The following is a 10,248-nucleotide window of genomic DNA, read 5'->3' as shown; positions in this document are numbered from 1 at the left end:
TCTGACGATCAACGGGCACGAAGCGACTCATCTATGGGCTCTCTCAGTGAACTGGCTGATTCATTAACGCCCAACGTGCCCGCCCGGATGACCAACCTCGGCGCAAACTCCGACAACCTCCTAGAAAAGACATGACTGCATTGATCCGCCTCGCGGCCGAAGACGGCATCGCGACGCTCACGTTCGACCGCCCCGAGGCACTGAACGCCCTCAACGAAGCGATGGCAAACGAACTGAACGCCAAGCTCGCACGCCTCGCTCACCACGACGAGATCCGCGCGATCGTGCTGACCGGCGCCGGCAACGCCTTCATGGCGGGCGGCGATTTGCAGACCATGCGCGCCGCACTCGACTCGAAGCCCGTGGCACGCGACCGCTCGATCAGCAAACTTGTGCGGCTCGCGCAAACCGTGGTCGAGACCGTCACGGGCTCGCGCAAGCCGGTGATCGCCAGCGTCAACGGCGCAGTGGCGGGCTTCGGTTTGAGCCTCGTCGTCGCCTGCGATCTGGCTATCGCCGCAAAGAGCGCGACGTTTACGTCGGCGTATGGCCGCATCGGCACCTCGCCCGACGGCGGCGCGACCTACACGTTGCCGCGCGCGCTCGGCACCAAGCAGGCCGCGCAATGGATGTATCTCGACGAGCGGCATACGGCCGACGAGGCCCTGCGAGCAGGTATCGTCAACTGGGTCGTACCGGACGACGACCTCGCCGCACAAACGCGCTCGCTGTTAAAGCGGATGGGCGCTCTCTCGCCAGATGCATTCGCGCAAACCAAGAATCTGATCGTGCACGCACCCGAGCGCAGCTTCGCCGAGCATCTGTACGCGGAGCAGCGCAGCTTTCTGCACTGCGCCGCAGGCGACGATTTCCGCGAAGGCATCGACGCCTTCTTCGACAAGCGCGCGCCCGTATTCGGTTCTAGCGCACGTTAAGCGCTTTTCCCCGCTTTTTCTACGCAGCGGCAGCAACAGCAGTAGCACAGGGACAAACCCATGAAACTCGCCACTACCGACGAAATCGTCGCCGAACTGAAAGCCGGCCGCATGATCATTCTGGTCGACGAGGAAGACCGCGAGAACGAAGGCGATCTGCTGATTGCCGCCGACCACGTCACGCCCGAAGCAATCAACTTCATGGCCCGCTTTGGCCGCGGCCTCGTCTGCCTGACGCTGAGCGCGGAGCACTGTGCACGCCTCAAGCTCCCACCGATGGCGGAACAGAACGGCACGCAGTACGGCACCGCGTTCACGGTCAGCATCGAGGCGGCGCACGGCGTCACCACCGGTATCTCCGCTGCCGACCGCGCGCACACGATCCGCACCGCGATTCAGCCGGATGTGCGCGCCGAGCACCTGGTGCAACCGGGTCACGTGTTTCCGATCGCGGCGCGCCAAGGCGGCGTGCTGGTCCGTGCCGGACACACGGAAGCTGGCTGCGATCTCACCGCCCTCGCGGGGCTGACGCCCGCCGCGGTGATCTGCGAAATCATGAACGACGACGGCACCATGTCACGCTTGCCGCAACTGATCGAATTCGCCGAACGCCATGGGCTGAAGATCGGCACGATTGCCGATCTGATCCACTATCGCAGCACACACGAGTCGCTCGTCGAGCGTGTCGGCGAGAGACCGCTGCACACGCCATGGGGGCCGTTTCGCGCCATTCAGTATCGCGACACCGTGCGTCAGTCCACGCATCTGGCGCTGGTGCGCGGCAATCCAACGCCCAATGTGCCGGTGCTCACGCGCGTGCACGAATGCTTTTCGCTGCTCGATCTGCTGGATGCCGAACCCTCCGCGCGTTCATGGCCGTTACACGCAGCACTGCAAAAAATCGATGCGGCCGGATGCGGTGTAGCGGTCCTGCTCGATTGCGACATGCGGACCGAAGCGATGACCAGCAGCAACGGCATGCCGGCGCGCAAAGACGGCAGACTCTCCGGCATCGGCTCGCAGATTCTGCGCGAGCTCGGCGTGCGCCGACTGAATGTATTGTCGAGTCCATTCAGGCTGCCGGCGCTGTCCGGGCACGAACTGGAGATCATGGCGTTCATTCCGCTTGGCGAAGCTCTGGATAACCCGCACGCCTTCGAACGCGCGCCTGCCGCGCCGAGCGTCGGCGCGCCGCGAATATCCGCACCGCTTCGGTCTGCCGCAGCGATGCCGGCAAGCGCTCAGCCCGCGTCATACGAACTCGAAGCCTCTTCATGGTGAATCATCGATGAATAAAACCAATAAGCCCAATAAGCCCTACGTAGCCCTCGTCACCGGCGCTTCACGCGGCGCCGGCAAAGGTATCGCACTCGCCCTCGCCGCGACGGGCGCGACGGTCTACGTGACCGGGCGTACACAACACGAAGGCGACGCGCCACTTCCCGGCACTGTGCACGCGACGGCGATCGAAATCGATAAGCTCGGCGGCAAGGGCATCGCCCTCACCTGCGATCACGCCGATGACCAGCAAGTAGCGGAAGTATTCGACTACATCCAGCACAATAGCGGGCGCCTCGACATCCTCGTCAACAATGCCACTGCGTTGCACGATGAACTGATTCGCCCGGCACCGTTCTGGGAAAACCCACTGGACCTCGTGAATATTCTCGACGTCGGCCTGCGCTCCGCGTATGTCGCGAGCTGGCACGCCGCGCCGTTGATGGCCGAGCGAGGCGACGGGCTGATCGCCTTCACGTCCTCGTTCGGCGCGAGCTGCTATATGCACGGCGCGGCGTACGGCGCGCAGAAAGCGGGCGTCGACAAGTTCGCCAAGGACATGGCCGTCGATCTGAAACCATATGGCGTTGCAGCGGTTTCCATCTGGATGGGCATGCTGCAAACCGAGCGCACCGCGCGTGTGATCGCTGAGCATCCCGAACAGTATGCGGGCTTCAGCGAACTCGCGGAGACGCCGCAATTCACGGGACGCCTGATCGATGCGTTGTATCGCGACCCGCTACGTCAGGAGAAATCCGGTCTGGTGCTGGTCGGCGCGGAGTTGGCGCGCGAGTACGGTATCACCGAACTCGACGGCCGCCAGCCGCCCTCGCATCGCGCGGCGTTGGGTGGGCCGGTGCAGGCGCATCCGGCTATCGTGGCCTGATACACGGCGCGTGTGGCGCGGCGGTTCTGAATGCCGCGCCGCGCGGTTTCCTGTCCCGTCCTGCCCTGCCGCACCGCTTCGTGTCTTGTCCGGCGGCACGGGCGGGCTAGAAGCCTGTCACCACCATCGCATACACCAGCGCTGCACCGCCCACTGCGCCGAGGAATGTGAAGCACTGTTCGTCGGCGCCCGAGCGGCGGGCCCAGATTCTTCCAGCCAGTGCAGCCAACCCGGTGATTCCCAGAAACAACGACAGCGACGAACCGGCCGTACACACCATGCCGGGAAACTCGTCGCTCCAGGCGCATGCGTAGGCCTGCCGCACGGATACGCCGACCACGCCGATCGCCACCAGCAAACCGGCAACCAGTCCATCCCGCTGAACTCTGGATTTCATCTGCACCCCTCCCTCATCCCGCTCGTCCGCATCCCTATACGCGGCTCCAACGCGTGCCGCGTGGCTGTGCGCCTCGATACGGCGGACGAAAAGCTATGTCGCGCCGTTCCTGGTCCATACCGTCATTGACGGCGATTGGACGCGTGCGGGCATCGTCCGGATGGACTAAGGGGATTGCCTGAGGGACTGTCGAGGGAGATTGCCTGCGGGACCGCCGGGGAAATCGGAGGTAGATTGCGGGGGAATTACAGAGGAAATCGTAAAGGAAACTGCCGGGGCCGAAAGCTAGTAGCCATCGGCCCCGTAGTAGGGGTGCCCGTCAGTTTCGTATGTCGCGTGCGTCTACGTCGTCAAAACCGTTAGCTCTTCAGCCGATACCCAGTCTTGAAGATCCACGCGACGATCACGAGAAACACCGCCAGAAACAACGCGGTCATCCCGAGGCTGACACCGACATCCACATCGGCGAGACCATAGAAGCTCCAGCGAAATCCGCTGACCAGATAGACGATCGGATTGAACAGCGTCACGACCTTCCAGAACGGCGGCAGCATATTGACCGCATAGAAACTGCCGCCGAGGAACGTGAGCGGTGTAATGATCAGGAGCGGCACGAGTTGCAATTTCTCGAAGCTATCCGCCCAGATGCCGATAATGAAACCGAGCAGACTGAACGTCACCGCGGTGAGCACCAGAAACAGAATCATCCAGAACGGATGCTGCACCTGCAGCGGCACGAACAGGCCGGCGGTAGCCAGAATGATCAGCCCGAGCAGAATCGATTTGGTGGCCGCCGCGCCCACATAGCTCACTACGATCTCAAGATACGACACCGGCGCCGACAGCAACTCGTAGATCGTGCCGGTAAAGCGCGGAAAGTAAATGCCGAACGACGCATTCGAAATGCTTTGCGACAGCAGCGACAGCATGATCAAACCCGGCACGATGAACGCGCCGTAACTGATTCCGTCCACTTCCTTGATACGCGAACCGATGGCCGCACCGAACACGACGAAGTAAAGCGACGTTGAAATCACCGGTGCGATGATGCTCTGCATCAGCGTGCGCCAGGTGCGCGCCATCTCGAACTTATAGATCGCGCGGATTGCGTAGATATTCATTGATTACCTCGGAGCAGACTGACGAAGATATCTTCGAGCGAGCTTTGCGTCGTATGCAGGTCTTTGAAGCGGATGCCGGCGTCGTCGAGCGCTTTGAGCAGCGCAATGATGTCGGTGCGTCCGCCGTCGCCCTCATACGTGTAGATCAGCTCGTTGCCACCCTTGGCGACATCCAGCCCATATCCGGCCAACGCCGGTGGCACCTCTGCGAGCTGACCGTCCAGTTGCAGTGTCAACTGCTTCTTGCCGAGTTTGCGCATCAACTCCGTCTTCTCTTCCACCAGCATGATCTCGCCCGCATTGATCACGCCAATGCGGTCGGCCATTTCCTCGGCTTCGTCGATGTAGTGCGTGGTGAGAATGATCGTCACACCGTTGGCGGTAAGCGAGCGCACCAGCTTCCACATATCGCGGCGCAATTCGACGTCGACACCCGCCGTGGGTTCGTCGAGAAACAGCACGCGCGGTTCGTGCGAGAGCGCCTTTGCAATCAGCACGCGGCGCTTCATGCCGCCCGACAGCGTAATGATCTTGTTATTGCGTTTTTCCCATAGCGACAGATCGCGCAAGACCTTTTCGACGTAAGCGGGGTTTTTCGGCTTGCCGAACAGCCCGCGGCTGAACGAGACGGTCGCCCAGACGGTTTCGAACGAGTCGGTGGTGAGCTCCTGCGGCACAAGACCGATCAGCGAGCGAGCGCCGCGAAAGTCCGTCGCAATGTCGCGGCCGTCCACCGTCACGCTGCCAACGCTCGCATTGACGATGCCGCAGATGATGCTGATTAGGGTGGTTTTGCCCGCGCCGTTGGGCCCAAGCAAGGCGAAGATTTCTCCGCGGTTGATCGCCAGATTGATGTTTTTGAGTGCATGAAAACCCGTGGCGTAGGTTTTCGACAGATTCGTGACCGAAACGATTGGCTGCATGGATTCGACGATGGCAGACACCGGTATTTAATTGAAAGGAGGCGGTGCGAATGCGCGGCCGCACCCGCAATGTAATTGAAAGTGAGAAAACGTGCAGCGCAACCTGGAGATCCTGAAAAAGCCGGTAGACCGGATCAAGGCCCGTTGGCGAGGCGTCTGCCTTTCAACACCGGCCGTGGTTCTTGCCAGATAGACCGGATCCTGTCACGGTTCGGCGCACGCGAAGCTGCCGGCGAGATTCACATTGCCCTTACCGCTATAGCGGGGAAACAGTGGGTAACGGCACAACGGGCGCGAGCGGCCGTTGGTCGCGGCCGCGATATCGGTCGCAATCAAGGTTTCGGGCGATACACCACGCGTCACCCAATTGTCGAGCGCACCCAGCAGATCCACGGATGGGATGAACACCCCGCTGCCATGTTGAAAACCCGGCACCATGTAGAGCCGCATGAACGCATCGACCTGATCGATGCCGAAGCGATCGATCAGTGCTTCGTAGTAGGCAATCGTCTGGTTCGGGCTGATGACTTCGTCGGCGAGGCCTTGCAGCGTGATGAGCTTGCCGCCGCGCGCGATGTAGCGCGCGAGGTCGGGGTTCATCGCGCCGATGGTCTGTGACAGCGCGGTGAGCTGTCCGCGATATTTGCCGGGCTGCAGCGGGTCGAACCTGAGCGAGTCGAACTCCGCGTCCCGCGTCACGAAATAGCGGATGTAGCCGTCGCCCTGCGCGAACAGGTAGCCGTTGGCGAAGAAGGTCGGCACCGGCAAACGCTCGGGTTGATGCGCAAGCCCGAGCGGGCCGGTCAGATGCGTGCCCTGAAAGACGTTGTAGCCGCGATAGCCGGAGACGCCCCACGCCAGCTTGTAGGGCAACGACAGGCCGTCGCGCATCACCAGCAAGGTGGAGAGTTGCGCGTCGGTAAGGCACTCGTCGTGCGAGGGGGCTCGTCCGGCGCAGCGCAACGAGGCAATGATTTCCGCTTCATGTTCCCGGCACCCGGCAACGTCGCTGACGATGCCGTCCGTTACGCCGTCGAGCCGGTCGCAAACCGCGAGCGTGCGCTGATACACACGTTCGAGCAACAGCGGTGGAATGAAACCGCCGGGCGTCGCGTATTCCGCCTGACCAAGCTTCACGCCCATCAACCGCACGCCCGTAAAATTGAGCGCGGGCGAATTAGCGATCACGCCATCGTAGTCGTCGGGATAGCGCTGCATCACCGTGTAGCCTTCGCGCCCGCCCGTCGAGCCGCCAGCGAAATACATCCGTTGCGGCGGCCGGCCGTAAGCGCGCGCAATGAGTGCGAGCGCGGCGTCGTGCGTTTTCTTCAGATGCGCGTAGCCGAAGTTCGTCACCGCTTCATCGACGAGGCCGAAGACCGCGAGTGACGAATTGCCCACATGCCCCGAGTCGTCGCCGAAGGTCGCATAGCCTTGTGCGAGCGGTGCGCGATCCGGAGAGAACGGCATCACGCCCGTCCCGCTCACCACCACGCCGTTGTAGCCCCCGCCGCCGATCTGCAGCGCACGGCCGTTCCAGCGGCGCGGCAGATTCAGGTCGAAGCGGATATCGGGCGTGCTGGCCTTGAGCGCCTTGATGCGGCCGGTAATACGGCAATATTCGCCGCCTTGCTGATTGCCGGGCGCGGTAGCCGCCACCATCGCCGCGCTTTCGATCTGCGCGCCGGCCGTGGGCAAAGCGATCAACTCAGGGGGCAACACCGCGCCCGCGAATTCCGCGCAACGCATGGCGAGCGGCTCTTCTTTGGACGCGGCGGATGCCGTTGAGGCGCTGAGCCATACCATCGCACAGACGACCGTGATGACCGTGCGTGAACCTCGCATCAACTGCACATAGCGCACATAGCGCTGATGGCGCACACGCGCCCTCATCCGTAACCTGCGCCGTTGGCAGCCATGCGCGACTGCTGCCCTTTCCAGTCGTTCCAGCCGCGCGCGATCATCAGTACCGCGCCGATGGCGACCAGATCGCCGCCGAGTCCGATCAGCGTGCCGCGAAAACCGTGGAACGTATGCGGCGTCGCCGTATCGACGATCAACGACACCAGCGTGCCGGCGACGAAACACACCAGCCCGGTACGGCCGACCGTCACCACGGCCGGCAATCGCTGTGCGAGCCACGCGATGCTGCCCACGCGCACAAACTGCGCGGCGAGCCAGGCGATGACGATAAAGTTGATCACGCGTTCCACGGAAAGGTTCTGTTTATGCACGCCAGGCAGCGGCTGTGTCAGCACAAAGAGTTTGACGATGGCGAACGCCAGCACCGCGACCACCGCGGCGCGTGTGAACCAGTGCGCCGTGCGGGTAGCGTGAAAGCGCTCGCTGATGGGTTGCACTCGGCACAGAATGCCGAGCACGAACATCAGTTGCCATGCAAACGGATTAAAAGCCCAGTCGGACATGTCGTCAATGCTCAATAGTGCGGCCAGCGGCCGGGCGAGCGCCCAGATCGTCACGCTCAAGCTCAGCGCCGCGAGCGACGAACGGCGCGCGAGCGGCACCACGAACGGTACGCATAGCGCAAATATCACGTACATGGGCAGCACGCTCGACAGATACGGCTGGCGCCGCAGCACGGCAATATCGAACGCCTCGCGCAGCGGCTGAACCGTGAACGACTGCCAGCCGCTGAGGTCGACCATCGGCTGGTTCAGATGCAATAGCGCGAGGACAGCGCCCAACAGCAACGTCAATACGGCCGTCAATAGATAGGCGCGGTAAATCTCCCAGCAGCGCCTGACGAAGCGCATCGCCGCCGCACTCTCGCCGCGGCCCGCGAGTACCGCCGTATACGCTGCCGCCGACGCATAGCCGCCGAGGAACACGAACACTTCCGCCGAGTCGCACAAGGCATAGGTGTGCAACATCAGATGCGACAGCGTGCTACCGGGAATGTGGTCCAACACGATGACGATCAACACGACGCCGCGGAAGAAATCCACTTCGATCGAGCGTCCGCGACGGGTGTCCATTCAGGTTCTCACAAGATGGCGCCCGCATGAAATGCGCCGTGAAAAGCGGTCACATACCGTTGTTCTCAGTAGGAACTCCATAACAATAAAACGTTCCCATCGATACCGTGCACCACGTCGACGCGCGCTGACAACCGGCCTTTAAATGCATGCGAAGTGGCAGCAAACTGAAATGCAGATGTCGGCGTGCAGTAATGCTGAGTCGTCACGCCCTGGATTGGTGGAAAGTTTTGCGGCTTTTAATGCGTCAAGCGCGAGCACGATCGGTAAAGGCCGCTGAAAAAAATCACCCATTCCGATACGCGATTTTTTTCGCTTTTTTTCATCGTAGGATGGATTCATGCACGCCCGTTGGAAAACAAGCATATGAACACCAGGATTGCCGGCTTCGACGGATTGCGCGCGATTGCAGTCCTAATGGTCTTTTTTCAACACCGTCTATTCGGTGACATCGGCGAGATCGGTCACCTCGGCGTGTGGATCTTCTTCGCGCTGAGCGGCTTTCTGATCATCGGCATTCTGTCCGCGCAACGCACGCGCATCGAAAGAAACGGCAGCCGGTTCGGCGCTGAACTGAAGCGCTTCCTGTTTCGCCGCACATTGCGCATCTTTCCCATTTACTACCTGATGCTGGTGGTGATGTGCGTGCTGATGGCGCTCGGGATAGCGAGCCCTGAGCTAGCGAGCGGCATGCCGTTTCATTTCGCTTATCTGTCGAACTTCTGGATCGGCTCCGTACTGCATTACTGGCCGGGCCGCTACTCGCATCTCTGGAGTCTCGCGATCGAGGAGCAGTTTTATCTCGTGTTTGCGCCGTTATTGCTGCTGCTTGCGGCGCGGCGGCATCGCGCGGTGTGCCTCGCGATCGTCGCGGTTGGACTCGTTTCGTTGCTGGCGATGCGTGCGGCACATTGGCAGGACATCACCATCTATACGCATCCGCTGAGCAACTTCTGGCTGCTGGCGTTGGGCGGAATTGGCGGCTTGATGATCGCCGGGAAAGGGAGCCGCTTACGCGCCATTCTCGGACATGGCATGACGCTCTTCGTGTTGAGTGTTTGCCTTGTGGGGTTTTGTGCGACCGAGCCAACGTGGAGTCAGTTGAGCAGTTCGCTTGCCTTTACGACCGTCAGCGCCTTGTATGGCGTCTGCATCGCGGCGCTTGTGTGTTCGATTGCGTGCTGCCGCAACGCGGCCGTGATCGGTCTGCTCGAAACCGACTGGCTGGTGAACTTCGGGCGCATCAGCTACGGCTTCTATCTCTATCACAATCTGATTCCGGACCTGACCCGCAACCACCACGCCACGGCGTTCTTCGGCGGCACCGTACCGATGTGGGCGCACGTCGCCGGGATTGTCGCGTCATTCCTGATTTCGCTGACGATGGCCGTGCTGTCCTGGCGGCTGATCGAAGCACCGATTCTTCGCTTGAAGACACGGGGTGCGCAGGCTGACACGACGAATCGGCTTGCGGTGCAAACACCCCCCTCTTTTGCCGCTCGCAACGAGCGCGCATTGAGGGATGAAGGCACCGCTTCAGATGCCGTTTGAAGGAAGCGAGCCTTACGTTATGCCTTCAGGCAGCTTGAGCGAGGGCACGGTATCATGCGGCCTCACTTAGCCGGCTGCTCCGAACCTTGCGCGACACGCGGGCACTGAACAGGCCGAACGATAAAAACAAGCCACCGCCCGCGCGAACTCCGGTCCTTCTG

The 10,248-nt window shown here is 61.7% G+C and carries 10 protein-coding genes; 4 read left to right on the top strand and 6 right to left on the bottom strand.

Annotation, left to right across the window (positions count from 1 at the left end):
- Positions 1-131: 131 nt before the first annotated feature.
- The 3 genes from GNZ13_RS48835 to GNZ13_RS48825 are packed head-to-tail and all read left to right on the top strand — an operon-like array spanning position 132 to position 3,099.
- A complete protein-coding gene (locus GNZ13_RS48835) occupies positions 132-935 on the top strand; it encodes an enoyl-CoA hydratase/isomerase family protein (RefSeq protein WP_172178528.1) in 804 nt (267 codons plus the stop codon).
- A gap of 60 nt (positions 936-995) precedes the next feature.
- Complete coding sequence (ribBA, locus tag GNZ13_RS48830) at positions 996-2,216, top strand: bifunctional 3,4-dihydroxy-2-butanone-4-phosphate synthase/GTP cyclohydrolase II (protein WP_172178526.1); 1,221 nt, start codon at positions 996-998, stop codon at positions 2,214-2,216.
- Between the two features lie 7 nt (positions 2,217-2,223).
- Complete coding sequence (locus GNZ13_RS48825) at positions 2,224-3,099, top strand: SDR family NAD(P)-dependent oxidoreductase (protein ID WP_172178524.1); 876 nt, start codon at positions 2,224-2,226, stop codon at positions 3,097-3,099.
- Positions 3,100-3,205: 106 nt separating this feature from the next.
- Here the strand turns inward: GNZ13_RS48825 and GNZ13_RS48820 are convergent, their stop codons facing one another.
- From GNZ13_RS48820 to GNZ13_RS48795, 6 genes are all read right to left on the bottom strand, one after another.
- A complete protein-coding gene (locus tag GNZ13_RS48820) occupies positions 3,206-3,496 on the bottom strand; it encodes a hypothetical protein (protein ID WP_172178513.1) in 291 nt (96 codons plus the stop codon).
- Between the two features lie 359 nt (positions 3,497-3,855).
- The gene (locus GNZ13_RS48815; RefSeq protein WP_093633049.1) at positions 3,856-4,617 is read right to left on the bottom strand and encodes an ABC transporter permease; all 762 of its coding nucleotides are present in this window, start codon (positions 4,615-4,617) and stop codon (positions 3,856-3,858) included.
- Positions 4,614-5,540: an ABC transporter ATP-binding protein gene (locus GNZ13_RS48810; RefSeq protein ID WP_172178511.1), complete on the bottom strand. Its 927-nt coding sequence runs from the start codon at positions 5,538-5,540 to the stop codon at positions 4,614-4,616. Before GNZ13_RS48810 ends, GNZ13_RS48815 begins: the two co-directional genes overlap by 4 nt.
- A gap of 204 nt (positions 5,541-5,744) precedes the next feature.
- Positions 5,745-7,346, bottom strand: coding sequence for a tannase/feruloyl esterase family alpha/beta hydrolase (locus GNZ13_RS48805; protein ID WP_407945716.1), 1,602 nt, complete (start codon positions 7,344-7,346; stop codon positions 5,745-5,747).
- An 83-nt stretch (positions 7,347-7,429) separates the two neighbouring features.
- The gene (locus GNZ13_RS48800) at positions 7,430-8,536 is read right to left on the bottom strand and encodes an OpgC domain-containing protein (RefSeq protein WP_172178507.1); all 1,107 of its coding nucleotides are present in this window, start codon (positions 8,534-8,536) and stop codon (positions 7,430-7,432) included.
- Positions 8,537-8,677: 141 nt separating this feature from the next.
- Complete coding sequence (locus GNZ13_RS48795; RefSeq protein ID WP_172178505.1) at positions 8,678-8,878, bottom strand: hypothetical protein; 201 nt, start codon at positions 8,876-8,878, stop codon at positions 8,678-8,680.
- A 24-nt stretch (positions 8,879-8,902) separates the two neighbouring features.
- On the opposite strand from GNZ13_RS48795, the gene GNZ13_RS48790 reads away from it, so the two are divergent.
- On the top strand, positions 8,903-10,087 hold the full coding sequence (locus GNZ13_RS48790; protein WP_172178503.1) for an acyltransferase family protein: 1,185 nt from the start codon (positions 8,903-8,905) through the stop codon (positions 10,085-10,087).
- Positions 10,088-10,248: the final 161 nt, after the last annotated feature.

Origin of the sequence: Paraburkholderia elongata, assembly GCF_013177735.1 — a bacterium.
Lineage (GTDB): Bacteria > Pseudomonadota > Gammaproteobacteria > Burkholderiales > Burkholderiaceae > Paraburkholderia > Paraburkholderia elongata.
The sequence above is the reverse complement of the archived record's forward strand: the minus strand, read 5'-3'. Positions and strand labels throughout refer to the sequence as shown.